Genomic DNA, 20,320 nt, shown 5'->3' on the forward strand with positions numbered 1-20,320 from the left:
GGGAGACCTTCCATGCACCGCTACCTGATCCTGTTGATGCGCCGCCCCCATCCCGATCCCGCCGTGCTGCCGCTGCATCGGGCGTATCTGGAGGGCCTGCGCGGACAGGGGCAGGTCGAGCTTTACGGCGGCTTCGGCGACAAGTCCGGCGGCGCCTACGTGTTGCGCGCCGGTGACCTGGCGCAGGCGACGGCCATCGCGCACAACGACCCGGCGCACATCAGCGGCGGTTGGGACATCACCGTGCATGAATGGCTGACCTGAATCGCTGCGCCCGTTCGCGAGCGAGAGAATCCTGGAACGGCCATGCCAAGTCGCACTCTTCAACAAACCCATCCCCATCGTGGATTCGAACATGACCACCACCAATGTCAGCCCCGAGGAAATCGCCCGTTTCGACAGCCTGGCGGCGCGCTGGTGGGACCCGGACGGCGAGTCGCGGCCGTTGCACGATCTCAACCCGGTGCGCGCGGCGTACATTGCCGCGCGCACCGACCTGCGTGACGCGAAGGTGGCCGATGTCGGCTGCGGTGGCGGCCTGCTCAGCGAAGCGCTGGCGCGCGCCGGTGCCCGGGTCACCGGCATCGACCTGGGCAGCAAGGTCATCGACGTGGCGAGGCTGCACCTGTACGAATCGAAGCTGAGCGTGGATTACCGCGTGCAGTCCTCGGCCGAACTGGCGGCAGTCGAAGCAGGGAGTTTCGACGTGGTGTGCTGCATGGAGCTGATCGAGCACGTGCCGGACCCCGAAGCCCTGGTCAGCGACCTCGCCGCGATGCTGAAACCGGGTGCGCGCCTGTTCATGTCCACCATCAACCGCACCCCGGCCGCGTTCGGCGCGGCCATCATCGGGGCGGAGTACGTGATGCGCATGCTGCCGCGCGGCACCCACCATTACGCCCAGTTCCTGAAGCCGTCCGAACTGGGCCGGCTGCTGCGTCATGCCGGGCTGGAGCTGGAGGATGTTTCCGGGCTGGGCTACAACCCGCTCACGCGCAAGGCGTGGCTGGGCAGGATCACCGCGGTCAACTACGTGCTGTGCGCACGCAAGCCGGCATGAGCCGTCCGCTCCCGGAAGACGTTCAGGGCGTGCTGTTCGATCTGGACGGCACCCTGCTCGACAGTGCGCCGGACCTGTACGCGGCACTGCTCGCCCAGTGCACGGAGGAAGGTGCGGCCCCGCCGCCTTACGCACCGGTGCGCGAGGTGGTGTCGCGCGGCGCGCGTGCCGTGCTGCGCTGCGCATTCGCCGAACGCGGCGAGGATGGCGTGCTGGCCCTGGTGCCCCGTTACCTGGAGCTCTACCGGCAGGTCATGGCCCGGCAGACCCGCGCCTTCGAAGGCGTGGACGACTTGCTGGCGCGGATCGAGGCGCGAGGCTTGCGCTGGGGCATCGTCACCAACAAGGCCGCCTTCCTCACCGATGAACTGGTGCGACGCATCGGCTGGAACGAGCGGGCCAGCGCCGTGATTTCCGGCGATACCCTGCCGGTGAAGAAGCCCGATCCGGCGCCGGTGCTGCTGGCCTGCGAACGGGCGGGGCTGACGCCGGCACGCTGCCTGTTCGTCGGCGACGATCAGCGTGACATCGCCGCCGGCGCCGCGGCCGGCCTGTACACGGTGGCGGTGAGCTGGGGCTATCTCGATGGCGGCGATCCGCATGGCTGGGGCGCCGACGCGGTGCTGGACCATCCGGCCGAACTGGCGGCATTGCTGCAACTGGAATCGAGCGTCGCATGATCGAGCTGGTCGAACAGAGTGCGGTACTCCAGGGCTTCATCGACAAGTGGCTGGCGGTGCAGCCGCAGCAGCGGATCGCCCTGGCGTTTGTCGACGGCCGCCGTTACCCGGGCCATGTCGCGCTGGCCGCGCTCGAACAGGAACTGCTGGGCGCCGCCTACGGCATCCGCGAACCGCAGGTGGCCGCGGCCAAGCTCAACTGGTGGGCCGAGGAGCTGGCCGGTGCCGCGGCCAGCGGCGGTCGCCATCCGCTGAGCCAGGTGCTGTTCGACGACGAGCGGGCGCACGCCATCGCCAGCGAACTGTGGCTGGCGCCGGTCATCGCGGCCATGGCACAACTGGAGCAGGGCACGGCGGCGGACTTCACGGCGCAGGTCGCCGCGGCGATGCCCCTGCATGGCGCGCTGGCGGCGCTGGAAACGGCCTGGTGGTATGGCGCGTCGGCGTCGGCCGAGCGGGCCGCCCGGGTCGCCGTGCTGAATCACCTGCTGCATGCGCTGCTGCGGCTGGATGCCGATGCCGAGCGCGACCGCCTGCCGCTGCCGATGGCGCGGCTGGCGCGACACGGCCTGGATCGCACGCAACTGCGCAGCGCCAGCACCGCGAGGCAGCAGGCGATCCAGGCGCAACTGGACGACCTGCTGGACAGCTGGCGCGTGTCGACGACACTCAGTGGTCCGCTCAGCGTATTTCGCTCACTGGAGTCCCGCCACGCCAGCAGGCTGGCACGGCGCGCGGTGCGCTCCGGCGATGCGCTGGCCACGCTGCAGGCCGGCCAGCCGCGCACCGGGCTGTCGACCACCTTGCAGGCGTGGCAGGCAGCACGCGCGTGGCAGCGCCAGCGGCCGTAATTCGTTCAAGACGCAGCGTTTCCCCCGCGCCACTATTGCGCCGCGGGCTGCGTGCCCCAAGATTGCTTGCTTCACCGGCGAGTTGCTTCGCCGAGATCAGGACCCGCCATGCCGAACCAGGAAAATACCGCCCGTCTGCTGCCCGACGTTGCCGTCCATGCACAGCCCCATCTGGCCGGCGCGCTGGACTGGGTCGGCATGGCCGACATCCAGGTGCCGGTGCTGTTCGACGCCGGCGACGGCCAGCCGCAGCGTGCCAGCGCGCGGGTGGGCGCCTTCGTCAACCTGAAGCGGCCCGACAAGCGCGGCATCCACATGTCGCGGCTGTACCTGCAGGTCGAGCAGGCGCTGAGCACGCAGGCGCTGGGTGCCGACATGCTGCACGCGCTGCTGCGCGGCTTCCTCGATTCGCACGGCGACCTGTCCGACCGCGCCTGCCTCAGCATCCGCTTCGAACATCTGGTGCGTCGCCCCGCACTGAAGAGCGCCAACAGTGGCTGGCGCGCCTATCCGGTCTGCATCGAAGCCAGCCTCACCGGTGACGAGTTCCTGCTCGAATTCGGCACCGAGGTGATCTACTCCTCGACCTGTCCGGCATCCGCCGCCTTGTCACGCCAGTTGATCCAGGACCAGTTCGCCACCGACTTCACCGCAGATCAGCCGCTCGACCATGCCGCCGTGCTGGCCTGGCTGGGCAGCGAGAAGGGCATCGTGGCCACGCCACACGCCCAGCGCAGCGTGGCGCGTCTGCGCGTGCGTCCCGTGCCGGGTGCCGGCTTCCACCTGGTCGGCCTGATCGATGGCGTCGAGCACGCGCTGGGCACCCCGGTGCAGACGGCCGTGAAGCGCGAGGACGAGCAGGCCTTCGCGCTGGCCAACGGCGGCAACCTGATGTTTTGCGAAGACGCCGCGCGGCGCATCCAGAAGTCCCTCGATGCGGATGCCACGCTCAGCGACTTCCATATCCGCGTGGAGCACCAGGAAAGCCTGCACCCGCATGATGCGGTGGCCTATGCCAGCAAGGGCGTGGAAGGGGGCTACGGCTCCGCGCCGTGACTGACGGCTGCTGCAGGCGTCGCGCAGCGTCGCCCGCTCACTGCGGGTCGACGGAATCTCCCTGGTGCCGGCAGCGGGAGAAATGAAAGTGCTCGGGCACCGGATCATCGCCGCCGTCGCATAGCGGCTGGCAGCGCAGCAGCCGCCAGCCGGTCAGCAGGCTGCCCCGCCAGGGGCCGAAGCGCGTGACGGCAATCCGTGCATAATCGGAACAACTGGGGTGGAAGCGGCAGCGCGGGCCGAGCAGGGGGCTGAGCCAGCGCTTGTACAAATGCAGCAACCACAGTATGAATCGGCTTGGGATATTCACGGTGCCGGAACGGCCTGCATCGGGTAGTGGTACAAGTATTCCAGAAGCAGGCTTGCTGGTGCAGGATACATGGGCTATAACACCCGGCCGCCACGGCCACCAACGGTGAAGGGATATGGCGAAAACGACGCGTAGTTCGACCGCCGCCAAGGCGCAGAAAGCCGGGGCTTCGTCTGGAAGCAAGGCCGGCAAGTCGACAGTTGCAGGCAAGGGAGCGACCGTGAAGAACGCGAGCAGGACACCGGCCAGGGTGGCGTCGAAGGCCGCGGCCAAGACCAAGCCAAAGGCCGCAGCCAAACCCGCAAGCAAGCCGGCGGTGAAGAAAGCCGCGTCGAAAAAAGTGGTCGGCAAGCCCGTCGCCAAGTCATCCGCCGCCAAGTCGCCGGCCAGCAAGTCGCCGATGAAGAAGTCCGCCCCGGTCAAGGCTGCCGCCACGAAGAAAGTTGCCACCAAGGGCGCCACGAAGAAGGCTGCCGTGAAGAAGGCGCCACCCGCCAAGGTCGTCGCGAAGAAGCCTGCCGCCGGCAAGGTGGTCGCGAAGAATGGCAAGGCTGCCGCAGGCAAGGCCCGCAGCGCAGCCACCAAGCCGGCCAAGGTGGTCGCCAAGCCGGCCGTGGTGGCAAAGCCTGCGGCGAAGCCGGCAGCCAAGCCAGCAGCCAAGCCGGCCCCGAAAACGATCCAGCCCGCTGAAAAGGCGGTCGCGAAGCCGGCACCGGTAGCCGCCGCAAAACACGTATCCCCGGCACCCGCCAGCACCCTGTTCAAGGGCAAGGTGGCGAGTGCAACCGCCATGGTGACACCGCGTGCGGAAGCCGCTGCGCCCCATGCCTCTTCCTCCAAGAAACAGAAAACGTCGTCTTCAATGAATAAACTTGCTGCAAAAAAACTCGATAACGGCATTACCCAGGAAGACGGGCGATACGCACTGTCCTCCACCACCATCATCAGCTTGCCCAAGGGTTACCGCCCCTCGCCCGACGAGGAGTACATGAACCCGATGCATCTGGCGTACTTCCGCAACAAGCTGCGCGACTGGCGCGACCAGCTCGTCGAAGAGTCGCGTCAGACCATGGACAACCTGCGCGAGGAAGTTCGCGACGTCGGTGACGAGGCCGAGCGCGCCACCCGCGAAACCGAGAACTCGCTGGAACTGCGCACGCGTGACCGCTACCGCAAGCTGATTTCCAAGATCGACAAGGCGCTGCGCCGGATCGAGGAAGGCAGCTACGGTTTCTGCGAAGAGACCGACGAGGAGATCGGCGTCGATCGTCTCGATGCGCGACCGATCGCCACCTTGTCGCTGGATGCGCAGGAGCGTCGCGAGCACCTGCAGAAGCAGATGGGCGACTGAGGGCTGTGCCTTTGCGCTCATCCTGAGCGCAAAGATCAAACCGGCATCCAGGCCGGACTCTTCAAAAAAAGCCCCGCTTCGAGCGGGGCTTTTTGCGAGAAGTGAGTGGAGAGGAGTGAGAGAAGGCAACGGCGTCTCGCGCTCCGGCTTTTCTCTCCCTTCTCACGCCTCTTTACTCACTCCTGGCTCGCCATCGCCTTGGCGTATTCCTTCAGTTTCGTTAGCGTTGCGGCCAGGCCGTTCGAGCGCGTGGGCGACAGGTGCTTGGCCAGGCCGATGGAGCCGATGAAGCTGGGTTCGGTGGCGAGGATCTCGGCCGCCGGACGGTCGGAATAGACGCGCAGCAGCAGGGCGAGCAGGCCGGACACGATCGCCGAATCGCTGGCTGCCTCGAAGTGCACGTTCGCGGCATCACCGGAAGGCACCAGCCACACCATCGACTGGCAGCCGTGCACGCGGTAGACGTCGTTCCTGTGCGCCTCGGGAAAGTCCGGCAACTGCTTGCCGAGGTCGATCAGGTACTGGTAGCGCTCGGTCCAGTCGCCGAAGAAGGCGAACTCCTCGGCGATCTGCTGCTGCGCCTGCTCGGCGCCGGTGCTGGCAATGGCATTCATCCGGGCATTATCGCGCGCACCGGGGCGGGAAATGAAATCCGTGGCATCGGCGGCCCGATGCATCAGGCCTTGACGATGCTCCAGCGGGTGCCCTGGGCACCGTCCTCGATGGCGATGCCGAGCGCGGCAAGTTCGTCGCGAATCGCATCGGCCCGGGCGAAGTCGCGCGAGACGCGGGCGACGCGGCGCTGTTCGAGCAGGTCCTCGATGCGCGCCTCGTCGATCGCCTCGTCGCCGCGCCGGAACCATGCTTCCGGCGACTGTTGCAGCAGGCCGAGCAAGGCAGCGCCACCGAGCAGCGCGGCCTTGGCCTCGGCACTCCCGGACTGACGCGCGGCATCAGCCAGCACGGACAGTTCGGCCAGCGCCTGCGGCGTGTTGAGGTCATCGCACAACGCGGCCTCGATCCGCGGCGGCACCGGCAGCTCGCCCGCCGGCAACACCACGTCGGCCAGGTCGCGCAGCACGCGATACCAGCCATCGAGCGTGCTGGTGGCCTGCTGGATGGCCGCTTCGGACCAGTCCAGCGGCTGTCGGTAATGGCCGCTCAACAGGCGCAGCCGCAGGGCCTCGGCCGGATGCAGCTTGAGCAGTTCGTGCAGCAGCAGCACGTTGCCCAGCGACTTGGACATCTTGCGACCATCGAACGTCAGCATGCCGTTGTGCATCCACCAGCGTGCGAACAGCTTGCCGCCGTGGGCGCAGGTCGACTGCGCCACCTCGTTCTCGTGGTGGGGAAACAGCAGGTCGACGCCACCGGCGTGGATGTCGATCGTTTCGCCCAGGTGCGCAGCGCTCATCGCCGAGCACTCGATGTGCCAGCCGGGACGGCCGCGACCCCAGGGGCTGTCCCAACCCGGCAGTTCGGGGGTGGATGGTTTCCACAGCACGAAGTCGCCGGCATTGCGCTTGTACGGCGCCACTTCCACCCGCGCGCCGGCGATCAGTTCATCGGGATCGCGGCCGGACAGCTTGCCGTAATCGGCGAACGAACCGACGTCGAACAGCACGTGACCCTCGGCGGCATAGGCATGGCCACCGTCGATCAGCGCCTCGATCATGGTGACGATCTGCGCGATATGGGTGGTGGCGTGCGGCTCGATGTCGGGCGGCGCCACGCCGAGCCCGGCCATGTCGTCGCGATAGGCCTGGGCGAAGCGGTTGGTGATCGCGTCGATCTGCACGCCCTGTTGCTGGGCGGCGGCGTTGATCTTGTCGTCCACGTCGGTGATGTTGCGGGCATACACGACGTGGGGATAATGCCGCCGCAGCAGGCGCACCAGCACGTCGAACACCACCGGTCCGCGCGCGTTGCCGATGTGAACGTAGTTGTAGACGGTAGGGCCGCACAGATACATCGTCACGCGCTCGGGGTCGAGCGGGGCAAACGGTTCGGCGCGACGGGTCAGGCTGTTGTAGAGCGATATCGGCATGGTGGAGTCCGCGGCATGGGCCGTCCGGGCAGGGGTTCGGCCAGCCAGGCATCTTAACAAGGTGTAAGTGGCCGAGTCGCGCAAGCGCCCCGGTGGCTGATTCTAAGGGTGTATTCAGCGTGAATTTGCTGCAATGGCCACCAGAACGCGCACCTGCGCGATTGACGCTCAAGTAATCGGGAGGTCGTGATGACCAAGCTGTGGATATCCGCGCTCGCACTCGCCCTGGCGGCGGGCGGCGCTTGTGCGCAGGATGTGCGTTACGCGAACTCCGGCACGGATGACAATGCCCATTACGGCTGGGCCGATGTGTTGCGCGCCGACCCGGTGCAGGGCGTGACCCGCACCGAAGTGCCGCGGCAGGAATGCTACGAGCAGCCGGTGGTGCGCCATGAAGGCGGCAACAGCACCGCGGGCACCGTGCTCGGCGCCGTGATCGGCGGCGTGCTGGGTAATACCGTGGGCAAGGGCGACGGGCGCAAGGCTGCCACCGTGGCCGGCGCCGTGGCCGGTGGCGCGATCGGCAACCGGGCCAACCGTGGCCGCGACTACGAAACCACCCAGACCCAGTGCCGCGAGGTCAGTTCGGTCAGCGAGCAGCGCCGGATCATCGGCTACGACGTGGAGTACCGCTATCGCGGCGAGGTCTACACCTCGCGCCTGAGCTACGACCCCGGCGAGCGCCTGCGCGTCCGGGTGCGGGTCGATCCAGCCGACTGACCATCCGTCAGCCACGCCGCCACCTGTTGGCGGCGTGGCTTTTCGGTACACCCGAATTTTCTGTTGCATGGCAGCGAAATTGCCGGCATGATGCCCGGCATTCACCCGGAATCCTCATGTCGACAGCCGTCTATACCGCCACCGTACTGACCAGCGCCCGCGCGGCCGCTGGCATGACGTCGCGTGCGCGCCGACCGTTGCATGGATACTCGGCCGGGTAGGCAGTCGCACGCGTTTCAAGGTGCATCGACGACAAAACCCGGCCTCTGCGCCGGGTTTTTTTGTTTTGATCAAAAGCTGGTCGGCCCTTGCGCCGGGTTTTCCGTTTCGGGTTGTACTTCGCGCGGGTCCAACGCAACGCCCCGTCCACCCATGGCCGGACTCTTCAAACAAGAGCATTCACTCATGACCATCAGGCACTTCCTCACCACCCAGGACTACAGCCGCGCCGAGATCGACGCCTTGCTGGAGCAGGCTGCCGCCTTCAAGCGGGATCGGCTTGGCCCGCAGCTCGCCGGCAAGTCGATCGCCTTGCTGTTCTTCAATCCGTCGATGCGCACCCGCACCAGCTTCGAGCTGGGCGCGTTCCAGCTCGGTGGTCACGCCGTCGTGCTGGCGCCGGGCAAGGACGCGTGGCCGATCGAGTTCGAGGTCGGCAGCGTGATGGACGGCGACACCGAGGAACACATCGCCGAGGTGGCGCGCGTGCTGAGCCGCTACGTCGACCTGATCGCGGTGCGCGCCTTCCCGAAGTTCCAGGACTGGGCGGTGGACCGGCAGGACAAGGTGATCAAGGCGTTCGCCCAGTACGCCACGGTGCCGGTGATCAACATGGAGACCATCACCCACCCCTGCCAGGAACTGGCTCACGCGCTGGCGATGAAGGAGCACCTGGGCGACCTCACCAGGAAGAAGTACGTGCTCACCTGGACCTACCATCCTAAGCCGCTGAACACCGCGGTGGCGAACTCCGCGCTGCTGATCGCCACCAAGATGGGCATGGACGTGACCCTGCTGTGCCCCACGCCCGACTACGTGCTGGACGAGCGCTACATGGCGTTTGGCCGTCTGAACGCCGAGCAGAACGGCGGTTCGCTGAAGGTCAGCCACGACATCGAGGAGGCCTACGCCGGTGCCGACGTGGTCTATGCCAAGAGCTGGGGCGCGTTGCCGTTCTTCGGCCAGTGGGACAAGGAGAAGCCGATCCGCGAGGCGAACAGGCACTTCATCGTCGACGAGGCGAAGATGGCGCTGACCAACCACGGCCTGTTCAGCCATTGCCTGCCGCTGCGCCGGAACATCAAGGCCACCGACGCGGTGATGGATGCGCCGTACTGCATCGCCATCGACGAGGCCGAGAACCGCCTGCACGTGCAGAAGGCGGTGATGGCGTCACTGATCGGGCAGGGCTGAGTCGGCATGTACACGCCGAAGCATTTCCATGAAACGCGGATCGAGCTCCTGCACGGGCTGATCCGCGCGTACCCGTTCGCTGCCGTGGTGACCCGCGGAAGCGGTGGGCTGGCCGCCAATCACCTGCCGTTCGAGCTGGTCGATGGCGTGCTGCATGGTCATGTCGCTCGCGGCAACGAGCTGGCACAGCAGGACGGCGCCGAGGTACTGCTGATCTTCCAGGGGCCGGATGGATACATCAGCCCGAACTGGTATCCGAGCAAGCACGAGACCGGGCGCGAGGTGCCGACGTGGAACTACGCCGTGGTGCACGTGCATGGTCGCTTGAACGTGATCGATGACGCGGCCTGGTTGCGTCGGCTGCTGGAGACACTGACCGACCACCATGAGGCGGTTCAGCCCCAACCGTGGAAGGTCGGTGACGCGCCGGAAGACCACGTCGAAAAGTCGCTGCGCGCCATCGTCGGTCTGGAAATCGGCATCGACCGCATCGAAGGCAAGTTCAAGCTGAGCCAGAACCATCCTGCCCGCAATCGTGCCGGCGTGATTGCCGGCCTGCGCGAGCGGGACGGCGATGGCGACCTGGAACTGGCCGCACTGATGACCCGACAGGAGCCAACGCCGTGAACCACCAGCATCGCTATCGCGTCGACGTGGAATGGACCGGCAACCTCGGCACGGGCACCGACGGCTATCGCAACTACAGCCGCGACCATGTGATCCGCATCGCGGGGAAAGCCGAACTGGCCGGCTCGTCCGATCCGACCTTCCGCGGCGATGCCACCCGACACAATCCGGAAGACATGCTGGTCACCGCGCTGTCGACCTGCCACATGTTGTCCTACCTGCACATGGCCACCGTGGCCGGCGTGGTGGTGACGGCTTATACCGACGCCGCCGAAGGCACGATGGTCACCGAAGGTGACGGCGGCCGCTTCGTCGAAGTGGTGCTGCGTCCCTTGGTGACGATCAGCGCTGCCAGCGATCCGGCCAAGGCCGAGGCCGCGCACGAAGCGGCCCACCACGCCTGCTTCATTGCCAACTCCGTGAATTTCCCGGTGCGCTGCGAGCCGCGCATCGTCGTGGAGCAGGGAATGGCGAATCGGGAATAGGGAATCGTCAAAAACAGTCCTTCGCACTCTGCTCGTTGCGCTTCACCCATACCTTCAGGATTACCACCATGTCGAATGCTCCCACCATTCCCGATTCCCCATTCCCCGTTCCCTCCAACGGAGAAGGCAAGGACATCGTCCTCGCCTTCTCCGGCGGCCTCGACACCAGCTTCTGCGTGCCCTACCTGCAGGAGCGCGGCTGGGCCGTGCACACCGTGTTCGCCGACACCGGCGGCGTCGACGCCGATGAGCGGGCCTTCATCGAGGCCCGCGCGAAGGAACTGGGCGTGGCCAGCCACGTCACCATCGACGGTGGTCCGGCGATCTGGGCGGGCTTCGTCAAGCCGTTCGTGTGGGCGGGCGAGGGCTACCAGGGCCAGTACCCGCTGCTGGTCTCCGATCGCTACCTGATCGTCGAAGCCGCGCTGAAGCGCGCCGCTGAACTGGGCACGAAGGCGATCGCGCACGGCTGCACCGGCATGGGCAACGACCAGGTGCGTTTCGACCTGGCGGTGAAGGCGCTGGGTGATTACCAGATCGTGGCGCCGATCCGCGAGATCCAGAAGGAACACACGCAGACCCGCGCCTACGAGCAGAAGTACCTGGAGGAGCGCGGCTTCGGCGTACGCGCCAAGCAGCAGGCCTACACCATCAACGAGAACCTGCTGGGCCTGACCATGTCCGGCGGCGAGATCGACCAGTGGCAGGCGCCCGGTGCCGGCGCGGTGGGCTGGTGCAAGCCGCGCGCCGAATGGCCGTCCAAACCGCTGCAGGTGAAGATCGGTTTCGTGGGCGGCGAAGCGGTGACGCTGGATGGCGAGAAGATCGCCGGACATGCCATGCTGGCGAAATTGAACCATCTGTTCGCCCGGTACGGCGTGGGTCGTGGTCTCTACACCGGCGACACCACCATCGGCCTGAAGGGCCGCATCATCTTCGAGGCACCGGGCCTCACCGCCCTGCTAGCCGCGCACCGCGCGCTGGAAGAGGCGGTGCTCAGCAAGCAGCAGAACCGCTTCAAGCCCGAGGTGGCGCGCAAGTGGGTGGAACTGGTCTACGAAGGCTTCTTCCACGACCCGCTGAAGACCGACCTGGAAGCGTTCCTGGCCTCCAGCCAGTCCACCGTCAACGGCACGGTGACGCTGGAGACGAACGGCGGCAGCGTGGGCGCAGTCGCCGTCGAGTCGAAGCACATCCTCAACGCCAAGGGCGCTACCTACGCCCAGTCGGCCGACTGGGGCGTGGAGGAAGCCGAAGGCTTCATCAAGCTGTTCGGCATGAGCAGCACGCTGTGGGCCGAGGTCAATCGCGGATGAGCGCGCTGCTGGACGCCACGCTGGAGCATCTGAAAGCGCTGGTCGGTTTCGACACACGCAATCCGCCGCGCGCGATCGACACCGGCGGCATCTTCGACTACCTGCGCGCGCAGCTGCCCGGCTTCGCAGTCACGGTGACCGACTTCGGCGCCGGTGCGGTGGCGCTGCATGCGGTGCGCGGCGAGCCGAAATACCTGTTCAACGTGCATCTGGACACGGTGCCGGACTCGCCGGCGTGGACGGCCGATCCGCATGCGTTGCGGGTGACCGCGGATCGCGCGATCGGCCTCGGCGCCTGCGACATCAAGGGTGCGGCCGCGGCGTTGCTGGCGGTGGCGAATGCCGGTGATGGCGACATGGCGTTGCTGTTCAGCACGGATGAAGAGGCGAACGATCCGCGCTGCATCGCCGGCTTCCTGCGCGATGCGCATGCCTACGAGGCGGTGATCGTGGCCGAGCCGACCAGGGGCGAGGCGGTGCTGGCGCATCGCGGCATCCAGTCGGTGCTGATGCGCTTCGCCGGCCACGCCGGGCATGCCTCGGGCGAGCAGCAGCCCAGCGACAGCGCGTTGCACCAGGCGATGCGCTGGGGCAATGCGGCGCTGGATTTCGTGGCGGCGCAGTCGCACGAGCGCTTCGGCGGACTCACCGGCCTGCGCTTCAACATCGGCCGGGTCGAGGGCGGCATCAAGGCAAACATGATCGCGCCCGCGGCGGAAGTGCGCTTCGGTTTCCGTGCGCTGCCGACGATGGACCCGGACCAGTTGCTGGCGCGCTTCCGCACGCTGGTCGACCCGCAGCCGGTGGAGTTCACCGAAACCTTCCGCGGCGCCTCGCTGCCCGCCGGCGACACCGCGAACGCCGAAGCGAACCGGCTGGTCGCACGCGATCTCGCCGACGAGCTGGGCATTCCGGTAGGCAACGCGGTGGACTTCTGGACCGAGGCGGCGCTGTTTTCCGCTGCCGGCTACACCGCCTTCGTCTACGGCCCCGGCGACATCGCCCAGGCACACAGCGCCGATGAGTGGGTCGCGCTCGACCAATTGCAGCAGTACGCAGAAACCATTTACCGGATCGTCACCAGTGGAAACGCATAAGCACACCCGCAAGACCATCGTGCGCCTGCTTTCGAGCATGGGCAGTGCGAAGGAAATCCAGCAATACCTCAAGCGCTTCTCCGAGGTCGATGCCAAGCGTTTCGCCGTGGTCAAGGTCGGCGGCGCGGTGTTGCGCGACGAGCTGGCCGACCTCGCCTCGTCGCTGACCTTCCTGCAGCAGGTGGGTTTGACCCCGATCGTGCTGCATGGCGCCGGTCCGCAACTGGATGAGGAGCTGGCCGCTGCCGGCATCGAGAAGCAGACGATCAACGGCCTGCGCGTGACTTCGCCGAAGGCACTGGGCATCGTGCGCCGCGTATTCATGCAGCAGAACCTGAAGCTGGTGGAAGCGTTGCAGTCGATGGATACCCGCGCCACCGCGGTGCCGTCGGGGGTGTTCCTGGCCAGCTACCTGGATCGCGACACCTACGGCATGGTCGGCAAGGTCGACAGCATCAACCTGGCGCCGATCGAGGCCAGCCTGCGCGCGAATTCGATCCCGGTGATCGCCAGCCTCGGCGAGACCGACGAGGGACAGATCCTCAACGTCAACGCCGACGTCGCCGCGAACGAACTGGTACGCATGCTGCAGCCGTACAAGATCGTGTTCCTCACCGGCACCGGTGGACTGCTCGACGAGCACGGCAAGCTGATCGACTCGATCAACCTGTCGACCGAGTTCGACCACCTGATGGCGCAGCCGTGGATCAACGGCGGCATGCGCCTGAAGATCGAGCAGATCGCCGACCTGCTGGCCGATTTGCCGTTGACGTCATCGGTGTCGATCACCCGTCCGGCGGAACTGGCCAAGGAGCTGTTCACCCACAAGGGTTCCGGCACCCTGGTCCGGCGCGGCGAGAAAGTGCTGACGTTCGACTCGTGGGACGGCATCGACCTGCCACGCATGCGCACGCTGATCGAATCGAGTTTCGGCCGTGCCCTGGTGCCGGATTACTTCGAGCGCACGAAGCCGCTTCGCATCTACGTCAGCGAGAACTACCGCGCCGCGATGGTCCTCACCGAAGAGGACGGCTTGCCGTACCTGGACAAGTTCGCCGTGCTCGATGACGCCCAGGGCGAAGGCCTGGGCCGGGCGGTGTGGCAGGTGATGCGCGAGGAAAATCCGCGCTTGTTCTGGCGTTCGCGCCACGGCAACCAGGTCAACATTTTCTACTACGCCGAGTCGGACGGCTGCATCAAGCAGCCGCGTTGGAAGGTGTTCTGGTACGGCATCGAGGACCTCGACACGATTTTCCGCTGCGTGGCGCATTGCGCGCAGCGCCAGCCGACACTGGTGGATTGAGCAAGACCAACTCCCTCCCCTGCATGCGGGGGAGGGCTGGGGTGGGGTCGCTCTTGATCTTGCTGTGAAGATCAAAAGCCTCACCCCCTCCCGACCTCCCCCTGCCATGCAGGGGGAGGAGAAAGAAGCATCGCAGGAGTGGATCGGTGACACACGACAAGAAAACCATCGGCATCGTCGGCGCGCGGGGCCACACCGGCACCGAGCTGATCCGCCTGATCGCGGCGCACCCGGCGCTGGAGCTGAGCTTTGTCTCCTCGCGCGAGCTGGACGGCCAGCGCGTCGACGCCCACGTGCCCGAGTATCGCGGCGAACTGCGTTATAGCGCGCCGGCACACGAGGACCTGCCGAAGCTCGGTGCCGACGTGGTGATCCTGGCCCTGCCCAACGGCAAGGCGGCGGCCTGCGTGGAGGCGTTCGACCAGGCCGGTGTCGATCCGATCATCCTCGACCTCTCCGCCGACTATCGCTTCGACAAGCGCTGGTATTACGGCCTGCCCGAACTCGCCCGCGACCAGTGGCGGGGCGAGCGGCGCATCAGCAACCCCGGTTGCTACGCCACCGCGATGCAGCTTTCCATCGCGCCACTGAAGGACCTGCTGGCAGCCCCGCCGGTATGCTTCGGCGTGTCCGGCTACTCCGGCGCGGGCACCACGCCGTCCGACAAGAACGATCCGGAAAAGCTGCGCGACAACCTGATGCCGTATGCACTTACCGGCCACATGCACGAGAAGGAGGCTTCCTTTCAGCTCGGCGTGCCGGTGGAATTCATGCCGCACGTGGCGCCGCATTTCCGCGGCCTCACCGTCACCAGCAACCTGTACCTCAGCCGTCAGCTGAAGCGCGAGGAAGTGCTGCAGCGCTTTCATGCTGCCTACGCGGGCGAGAGGCTGGTCACCGTCCTGGATGATGCGCCGTGGGTCAGCCGCATCGCCCACCAGCACCACGCCGAGATCGGCGGCTTCGCGATGTCTACCGACGGCAAGCGGGTAGTCGTGGTGGCCACGCTGGACAACCTGCTGAAAGGCGCCGCCACGCAAGCCATGCAGAACATCAACCGCGCGATCGGCGTGGATGAATACACCGCCATCCCGCTGCTACAGGACACTTCACGATGACTCAGCCGTTGTGGCAAAAATCCGGCGTCCGGATCGACGCGAAGATCATGAAGTTCCTCGCCGGCGACGACGTGTTGCTCGATCGCGAGTTCTTCCCGCACGACATCACCGCCAGCAAGGCGCACGTGGAAGGCTTGGCCAATATCGGCGTGGTCAGCGCCGACGAGGCCGCGGCGCTGAAGCGCGAGCTGGATGCGCTGGCGGTGGATTTCGCCAGTGGCGCGTTCGTGCTGGACGAGCGTTTCGAGGACGGCCACTCGGCGATCGAGGCACGCCTCACCGAGCGCCTGGGCGACGCCGGTCGCCGCGTGCATACCGGCCGCAGCCGCAACGACCAGATCCTGGTTGCCACGCGATTGTGGTTGAAGTACAAGCTGGTCGCGCTTGAAGCGCATTGCCGCGCGATCGCCGAAGTCTGCCTCGATCGTGCCGCGCAGCCGGCCGTGCCGCTGCCGGGTTACACCCACCTGCAGCGGGCGGTGGTGTCCTCCACGGCGATGTGGTTTGCCGGCTTCGCCGAAGGCTTCATCGACAATGCCCTGCGTGCGCGGCAGACGCTGGGGCTGATCGACGCCAACCCGCTCGGCACTGCAGCCGGTTACGGCGTGAACCTGAGGCTCGACCGCGAGCACACCACGCAGGCGCTGGGATTCGCCCGCATGCAGGTCAGCCCGATCTACGCCCAGCTGTCGCGTGGCAAGTTCGAGATGGCGGTGCTGGAGGCGATCGGCGGCGCGCTGCTCGATCTGCGCCGGCTGGCCTGGGACCTGTCGCTGTTCACCACCGCCGAGTTTGACTTCGTCAAGCTGCCGTCCGAGTACACCACCGGCAGCTCGATCATGCCGAACAAGCGCAACCCCGACGTGATCGAGCTGCTGCGCGCCAGCTACGCCAGCGTGGCCGCCGCGCGCACCGAGATCGAGCAACTGCTGTCGCTGCCCTCCGGCTACCAGCGCGACCTGCAGTTCTCCAAGGGCTCGATCTTCCACGGCGTGCGCCACGGCCTGATGGCGCTGGAACTGGTGCCTGACTTGCTGGCGCGATTCGCCTGGAACGAAGCGGCCATGCGCGCGGCGATCGAACCGGCGATGTACGCCACCGACGTGGCGATCGAGCAGGCCGCCGCCGGCGTGCCGTTCCGCGACGCGTATCGCGCCGCGGCGGAGTCGGCTGTATCAGCCGGCGAAGGACGTACACCGGAAAGCAGCCTGGCGCAGCGCGTGTCACCTGGTGCGGCCGCCGATCTTCGGCTGGACGAACTGGCCGCGCGACTCGCCGCGATTGCGCGCGTGGCAGACTGAGGCGACACTCGATCCATGTCACGTCAGCACCCATCCAACAACTTCGACGCGGTGCGGTTGGTGGCTGCATCCACGGTGCTCTGTGCGCATCAGGCCGCATTGAGCGGGCGTCCGGAACCTCAGCCGTTTGGACTGCTGACGCTGGGCACCATGGGCGTCCTCGTGTTTTTCGCGGTCAGTGGCTACCTGGTGGCGCAAAGCTGGGACCGGGACCCGCATGTCCTGCGTTTCGCCGCCAAGCGTTTCCTGAGGGTATGGCCGGGGTTGGCCGTGGTCACGGTCGTCGCGGCACTGGTGCTGGGACCTTTGGTCACGCAGACCCCTCTGGGTGACTACTTTCGCTCACCGGTCACCTGGGACTATTTTTCCCAGCTGTATTTTGGCATTCGCCTGTTCTTGCCTGGAGTATTCGAGCACGCATTGTTTCCGGGGGTGAATGGCTCGCTGTGGACCATTCCGATCGAAGTGCGCTGGTACGGCATTCTCATGCTGGCCGGACTGTGCGGTCTGCTGCGCCCCCGTTTTCGCTACCTGCTGCTGTTGCTGATCATCGGATATGCGGCTTACATCTTCTTGGTCTTCGACGTCCAGCACAATCCCCAGGCACGGTTCCTTCGGCCGGATTTTGGCTGCGAGTACGGCAGTTACTTCTGCTACGGCGTGCTGCTCTACCACTTCCGCGACATTTGGCGCAAACGCGGCCTGTGGATGACTGGCGCGCTCGCGGTGGCTGCCGCCGGAGCGGTGGCGCTGGACCACGGCTATACCGCGCTGTTCCTGCTTTTGCCCTGGCTGGTCATCCGCCTTGGCACATTTTCCACCCCGGTGATACGCCGTTTGGGCCGTTTTGGAGACTTCTCCTACGGCATCTACATCTACGCGTACATGCTGCAGCAGCTGACCTTGTCGCTGATGGGCATCCATCACCCGTACTGGTTGGGTCTGCTGGTGTCGGCCGTCTGTGTCATGGTTTGTGCGGTGCTTTCATGGCACTTCGTCGAACGGCCGGCACTGGATCTCAAGCGCTATCTGCCCGGTGCGCTGCGCCCGGCAGGTGAACAGACCAAGCCGGATGCAGCGCTATCGTTGCAGGGCATCCCGGGTACAGGTGCTTCGGTTATTGCATTGCCTGCCTCCGGCGATCGCGCGCCATGAGGACGTCGCGGGAAATCACCAGTCAGTCTCTGCCGCCATGGCGCCGCGCCGTGCTGAAGGTGGGCAGCAACCTGCTTGCCGCCGATGGTGGCGGCCTCACGCCGCGCTACGCCGAAGCGCTGGCGGGTTTCATCGCGGCCAGCCATGCCGATGGCCGTGAAGTGGTGCTGGTGTCTTCCGGTGCGGTGGCGGCGGGACGGGCGTTGTTGCGGCAGCATGCGAGCGACAGTGGCGGGTTGGTCGCGCGGCAGGCGCTGGCGGCGCTGGGGCAGGCGCCGATGATCGCGCTGTGGCAGTCGTTGTCCGCGCGGCCGGTGGCGCAGGTGCTGCTGACCCACGACGACCTGCGCAACCGCCGTCGTTACCTCAACGCACGCGCCACGCTGCGCGAGCTGCTGCAGCTTGGCGTGCTGCCGGTGATCAACGAGAACGATACCGTGTCGGTGGACGAGCTGAAGCTTGGCGACAACGACAACCTCGCCGCGATCGTGGCGGCGCTGGTCGATGCCGACCTGTTGCTGATCGCCTCCGACGTCGATGCGCTGTATAGCGCCGACCCGCGCCGCGACCCGGCCGCCACGCCGATCACGCATGTGGCCGCGCTGACGCCGCAGATCCTGGCGATGGCCGGCGACAGCGGCAGCGTGGCCGGCACCGGCGGCATGCGCACGAAACTGGAAGCCGCGACCAAGGCTGCGGCCGCTGGCATTGCCACCGTGCTGTTCAGCGGTCGCGAGGCGGCCACCGTGCAGGCGCTGCGCGACGGCCAGTTGCGCGGCACCCTGATCGCCGCGTCGTCGAGCCGGATGCAGGCACGCAAATACTGGTTGCGCCATGCCCCGGCGGCCAGCGGACGGGTTCGCGTCGACGCGGGCGCGGCGCGCGCACTGGCCGGCGGTCGCGTCTCGCTGTTGCCCGGCGGCGTGCTGGACGCGCAGGGCGAGTTCCATCGCGGCGACCTGGTCGAGATCGCCGATGCCGACGGCCGCGCCATCGCACGCGGCATCAGCCAGTACGGCGCCGCCGAGGTGCGTCGACTGGCCGGCCGGCACAGCCGCGAGATCGACGGGGTGCTCGGCTACAGCTACGGCGACGAAGTGGTGCATCGCGACGACCTCATCACCATGGACAGCCCGGTCGCGCCGGGCCAGGAGATCAGCGCATGAGCACGATCAGGGAGCAGGCGCTGGCCTGTCGCGATGCCGCCCAGGTCGTCGCCGCGCTGGACAGCGACGCGAAGCGGGCCCTGCTGCGCGACATGGCCGGCGCACTGGAAGCACGTTCGGCCGAGGTGCTGCGGGCCAATGCGCGCGACATGCAGGCGGCCGCCGACAAGGGCGTGCAGGGTGCGATGCTCGACCGCCTGCGGCTGGACGAGGCGCGCATCGCCGGTATCGCCAGCGCGCTGCGCGAGGTGGCCGAGCTGCCCGATCCGGTTGGCGTGACGACCCGCCGCGAGACGCGGCCGAACGGCCTGTCGATCGAGCGCGTACGCATCCCGCTCGGCGTGATCGCGATGATCTACGAGGCGCGCCCCAACGTCACCGCCGACGCCGCTGCGCTGTGCCTGATGGCGGGCAACGCGGTGATCCTGCGCGGTGGTTCCGAGGCGATCCATTCCAACACCGCGATCGCCGCCGCGTTGAAGTCCGCCCTGGAAGCGCACGGCGTGCCTGCTGCCGCGCTGACCCTGGTCGAGGACCTGCGCCGCGAGACGATGGTGGAATTGCTGCAGCTCATCGACGTCGTCGACCTCGCGATCCCGCGCGGCGGCGAAGGCCTGATCCGCTTCGTGGCCGAGCACGCGCGCGTGCCGGTGATCAAGCACTACAAGGGCGTCTGCCATCTGTACGTGGATCGCGCCGCCGATCCCGAGCTCGCCTTGAACCTGCTGATCGACGGCAAGACCTCACGTCCCGGCGTGTGCAATGCGCTGGAAACCCTGCTGGTTCATCGTGCTGTCGCCGCCAGCTTCCTGCCGCGCGCGGCGCAGGCCTTGCGCCAACGTGGCGTCGAACTGCGCGGCGACGAAGCCAGTCGCGCCCTGGTACCCGACATCCAGCCCGCGACCGACGACGACTACGCCGCCGAATTCCTGGACCTGATCCTGGCGGTGCGCGTGGTCGACGATCTCGATGCAGCGATCGCCCACATCCGCCGTTACGGTTCGGACCACACCGAAGTCATCGCCACCGCCGACGAAGCGGCTGCTTTACGTTTCGTGCAGGCGATTCGTTCCGCCGTGGTGATGGTCAACGCCTCCTCGCGTTTCAGCGATGGTGGCGAGCTGGGCCTCGGCGCCGAGATCGGCATTTCCACCACTCGCCTGCACGCCTATGGCCCGATGGGCGCCGAGGCGCTCACGGTGGAGCGCTTCGTGGTGCGCGGGGAAGGGCAGGTGAGGCATCCGCAGAGCCGGATCTGAACGGG

21 protein-coding genes are annotated in these 20,320 nt (G+C 66.9%); 18 read left to right on the forward strand and 3 right to left on the reverse strand.

What is annotated here, in order from left to right; translation table 11 throughout:
• Positions 1 to 12 precede the first annotated feature (12 nt).
• The 5 genes from ABNK63_RS05985 to folE2 all read left to right on the forward strand — a co-directional run bounded on the left by ABNK63_RS05985 (position 13) and on the right by folE2 (position 3,647).
• Positions 13 to 264 carry a YciI family protein gene (locus ABNK63_RS05985; RefSeq protein ID WP_350016944.1) on the forward strand — a complete coding sequence of 84 codons (252 nt, stop codon included), beginning with the start codon at positions 13 to 15 and terminating at the stop codon, positions 262 to 264.
• Between the two features lie 91 nt (positions 265 to 355).
• Positions 356 to 1,060, forward strand: a complete 705-nt coding sequence (gene ubiG, locus ABNK63_RS05990; protein ID WP_350016945.1) for a bifunctional 2-polyprenyl-6-hydroxyphenol methylase/3-demethylubiquinol 3-O-methyltransferase UbiG — start codon at positions 356 to 358, stop codon at positions 1,058 to 1,060.
• A complete protein-coding gene (gene gph / locus ABNK63_RS05995) occupies positions 1,057 to 1,740 on the forward strand; it encodes a phosphoglycolate phosphatase (protein WP_350016946.1) in 684 nt (227 codons plus the stop codon). The genes ubiG and gph overlap by 4 nt, the downstream gene beginning before the upstream one ends.
• Positions 1,737 to 2,591 (forward strand): phytoene synthase, encoded by an 855-nt coding sequence (locus ABNK63_RS06000; protein WP_350016947.1) that lies wholly within the window; start codon positions 1,737 to 1,739, stop codon positions 2,589 to 2,591. The genes gph and ABNK63_RS06000 overlap by 4 nt, the downstream gene beginning before the upstream one ends.
• Positions 2,592 to 2,699: 108 nt before the next feature.
• Positions 2,700 to 3,647 carry a GTP cyclohydrolase FolE2 gene (folE2, locus tag ABNK63_RS06005; protein WP_350016948.1) on the forward strand — a complete coding sequence of 316 codons (948 nt, stop codon included), beginning with the start codon at positions 2,700 to 2,702 and terminating at the stop codon, positions 3,645 to 3,647.
• Between the two features lie 37 nt (positions 3,648 to 3,684).
• Here the strand turns inward: folE2 and yidD are convergent, their stop codons facing one another.
• Positions 3,685 to 3,957 (reverse strand): membrane protein insertion efficiency factor YidD, encoded by a 273-nt coding sequence (gene yidD, locus ABNK63_RS06010; protein WP_083845920.1) that lies wholly within the window; start codon positions 3,955 to 3,957, stop codon positions 3,685 to 3,687.
• Between the two features lie 400 nt (positions 3,958 to 4,357).
• On the opposite strand from yidD, the gene dksA reads away from it, so the two are divergent.
• Entirely contained in the window at positions 4,358 to 5,308 is a 951-nt protein-coding gene (dksA, locus tag ABNK63_RS06015) for an RNA polymerase-binding protein DksA (RefSeq protein WP_350016949.1), read from the forward strand.
• A 176-nt stretch (positions 5,309 to 5,484) separates the two neighbouring features.
• Here dksA and ABNK63_RS06020 read toward each other — a convergent pair whose 3' ends face one another.
• On the reverse strand, positions 5,485 to 5,922 hold the full coding sequence (locus tag ABNK63_RS06020; RefSeq protein ID WP_040672738.1) for a SufE family protein: 438 nt from the start codon (positions 5,920 to 5,922) through the stop codon (positions 5,485 to 5,487).
• Between the two features lie 62 nt (positions 5,923 to 5,984).
• Positions 5,985 to 7,355: a cysteine--tRNA ligase gene (cysS, locus tag ABNK63_RS06025; protein ID WP_350016950.1), complete on the reverse strand. Its 1,371-nt coding sequence runs from the start codon at positions 7,353 to 7,355 to the stop codon at positions 5,985 to 5,987.
• Between the two features lie 189 nt (positions 7,356 to 7,544).
• Here cysS and ABNK63_RS06030 point away from each other — a divergent pair, with 189 nt between their 5' ends.
• From ABNK63_RS06030 to ABNK63_RS06085, 12 genes are all read left to right on the forward strand, one after another.
• Complete coding sequence (locus ABNK63_RS06030) at positions 7,545 to 8,075, forward strand: glycine zipper 2TM domain-containing protein (RefSeq protein ID WP_007804775.1); 531 nt, start codon at positions 7,545 to 7,547, stop codon at positions 8,073 to 8,075.
• Positions 8,076 to 8,480: 405 nt separating this feature from the next.
• Entirely contained in the window at positions 8,481 to 9,488 is a 1,008-nt protein-coding gene (locus tag ABNK63_RS06035; RefSeq protein WP_007804777.1) for an N-acetylornithine carbamoyltransferase, read from the forward strand.
• Positions 9,489 to 9,494: 6 nt separating this feature from the next.
• On the forward strand, positions 9,495 to 10,115 hold the full coding sequence (locus ABNK63_RS06040; protein ID WP_350016951.1) for an FMN-binding negative transcriptional regulator: 621 nt from the start codon (positions 9,495 to 9,497) through the stop codon (positions 10,113 to 10,115).
• On the forward strand, positions 10,112 to 10,600 hold the full coding sequence (locus tag ABNK63_RS06045) for an OsmC family protein (protein ID WP_007804781.1): 489 nt from the start codon (positions 10,112 to 10,114) through the stop codon (positions 10,598 to 10,600). Before ABNK63_RS06040 ends, ABNK63_RS06045 begins: the two co-directional genes overlap by 4 nt.
• A gap of 68 nt (positions 10,601 to 10,668) precedes the next feature.
• Entirely contained in the window at positions 10,669 to 11,916 is a 1,248-nt protein-coding gene (locus tag ABNK63_RS06050; protein WP_350016952.1) for an argininosuccinate synthase, read from the forward strand.
• Entirely contained in the window at positions 11,913 to 13,013 is a 1,101-nt protein-coding gene (locus ABNK63_RS06055) for an acetylornithine deacetylase (protein WP_350016953.1), read from the forward strand. Before ABNK63_RS06050 ends, ABNK63_RS06055 begins: the two co-directional genes overlap by 4 nt.
• Positions 13,014 to 13,050: 37 nt before the next feature.
• Entirely contained in the window at positions 13,051 to 14,316 is a 1,266-nt protein-coding gene (locus tag ABNK63_RS06060; protein WP_350017192.1) for an acetylglutamate kinase, read from the forward strand.
• Positions 14,317 to 14,462: 146 nt separating this feature from the next.
• Positions 14,463 to 15,434: an N-acetyl-gamma-glutamyl-phosphate reductase gene (gene argC / locus ABNK63_RS06065; RefSeq protein ID WP_007804788.1), complete on the forward strand. Its 972-nt coding sequence runs from the start codon at positions 14,463 to 14,465 to the stop codon at positions 15,432 to 15,434.
• Positions 15,431 to 16,735 (forward strand): argininosuccinate lyase, encoded by a 1,305-nt coding sequence (locus ABNK63_RS06070; RefSeq protein ID WP_350016954.1) that lies wholly within the window; start codon positions 15,431 to 15,433, stop codon positions 16,733 to 16,735. Before argC ends, ABNK63_RS06070 begins: the two co-directional genes overlap by 4 nt.
• A gap of 15 nt (positions 16,736 to 16,750) precedes the next feature.
• Positions 16,751 to 17,890, forward strand: coding sequence for an acyltransferase (locus ABNK63_RS06075; protein WP_350016955.1), 1,140 nt, complete (start codon positions 16,751 to 16,753; stop codon positions 17,888 to 17,890).
• A complete protein-coding gene (gene proB / locus ABNK63_RS06080; RefSeq protein WP_350016956.1) occupies positions 17,887 to 19,056 on the forward strand; it encodes a glutamate 5-kinase in 1,170 nt (389 codons plus the stop codon). Before ABNK63_RS06075 ends, proB begins: the two co-directional genes overlap by 4 nt.
• Entirely contained in the window at positions 19,053 to 20,315 is a 1,263-nt protein-coding gene (locus tag ABNK63_RS06085; protein WP_350016957.1) for a glutamate-5-semialdehyde dehydrogenase, read from the forward strand. Before proB ends, ABNK63_RS06085 begins: the two co-directional genes overlap by 4 nt.
• Positions 20,316 to 20,320: the final 5 nt, after the last annotated feature.

The organism is Rhodanobacter sp. IGA1.0 (genome assembly GCF_040208325.1).
GTDB classification, from domain to species: domain Bacteria; phylum Pseudomonadota; class Gammaproteobacteria; order Xanthomonadales; family Rhodanobacteraceae; genus Rhodanobacter; species Rhodanobacter spathiphylli.

Bases quoted from the DNA above. Each gene is read 5' to 3' on its own strand.
- dksA (WP_350016949.1), top strand. From the start codon at position 4,358: ATGAAGAAGTCCGCCCCGGTCAAGGCTGCCGCCACGAAGAAAGTTGCC.
- folE2 (WP_350016948.1), top strand. From the start codon at position 2,700: ATGCCGAACCAGGAAAATACCGCCCGTCTGCTGCCCGACGTTGCCGTC.
- ABNK63_RS06040 (WP_350016951.1), top strand. From the start codon at position 9,495: ATGTACACGCCGAAGCATTTCCATGAAACGCGGATCGAGCTCCTGCAC.
- proB (WP_350016956.1), top strand. From the start codon at position 17,887: ATGAGGACGTCGCGGGAAATCACCAGTCAGTCTCTGCCGCCATGGCGC.
- ABNK63_RS06050 (WP_350016952.1), top strand. From the start codon at position 10,669: ATGTCGAATGCTCCCACCATTCCCGATTCCCCATTCCCCGTTCCCTCC.
- gph (WP_350016946.1), top strand. From the start codon at position 1,057: ATGAGCCGTCCGCTCCCGGAAGACGTTCAGGGCGTGCTGTTCGATCTG.
- ABNK63_RS06060 (WP_350017192.1), top strand. From the start codon at position 13,051: ATGGGCAGTGCGAAGGAAATCCAGCAATACCTCAAGCGCTTCTCCGAG.
- ABNK63_RS06035 (WP_007804777.1), top strand. From the start codon at position 8,481: ATGACCATCAGGCACTTCCTCACCACCCAGGACTACAGCCGCGCCGAG.
- ABNK63_RS06055 (WP_350016953.1), top strand. From the start codon at position 11,913: ATGAGCGCGCTGCTGGACGCCACGCTGGAGCATCTGAAAGCGCTGGTC.
- ABNK63_RS06075 (WP_350016955.1), top strand. From the start codon at position 16,751: ATGTCACGTCAGCACCCATCCAACAACTTCGACGCGGTGCGGTTGGTG.
- ABNK63_RS05985 (WP_350016944.1), top strand. From the start codon at position 13: ATGCACCGCTACCTGATCCTGTTGATGCGCCGCCCCCATCCCGATCCC.
- ABNK63_RS06030 (WP_007804775.1), top strand. From the start codon at position 7,545: ATGACCAAGCTGTGGATATCCGCGCTCGCACTCGCCCTGGCGGCGGGC.
- ABNK63_RS06000 (WP_350016947.1), top strand. From the start codon at position 1,737: ATGATCGAGCTGGTCGAACAGAGTGCGGTACTCCAGGGCTTCATCGAC.
- cysS (WP_350016950.1), bottom strand. From the start codon at position 7,355: ATGCCGATATCGCTCTACAACAGCCTGACCCGTCGCGCCGAACCGTTT.
- ABNK63_RS06070 (WP_350016954.1), top strand. From the start codon at position 15,431: ATGACTCAGCCGTTGTGGCAAAAATCCGGCGTCCGGATCGACGCGAAG.
- ubiG (WP_350016945.1), top strand. From the start codon at position 356: ATGACCACCACCAATGTCAGCCCCGAGGAAATCGCCCGTTTCGACAGC.
- ABNK63_RS06020 (WP_040672738.1), bottom strand. From the start codon at position 5,922: ATGAATGCCATTGCCAGCACCGGCGCCGAGCAGGCGCAGCAGCAGATC.
- ABNK63_RS06085 (WP_350016957.1), top strand. From the start codon at position 19,053: ATGAGCACGATCAGGGAGCAGGCGCTGGCCTGTCGCGATGCCGCCCAG.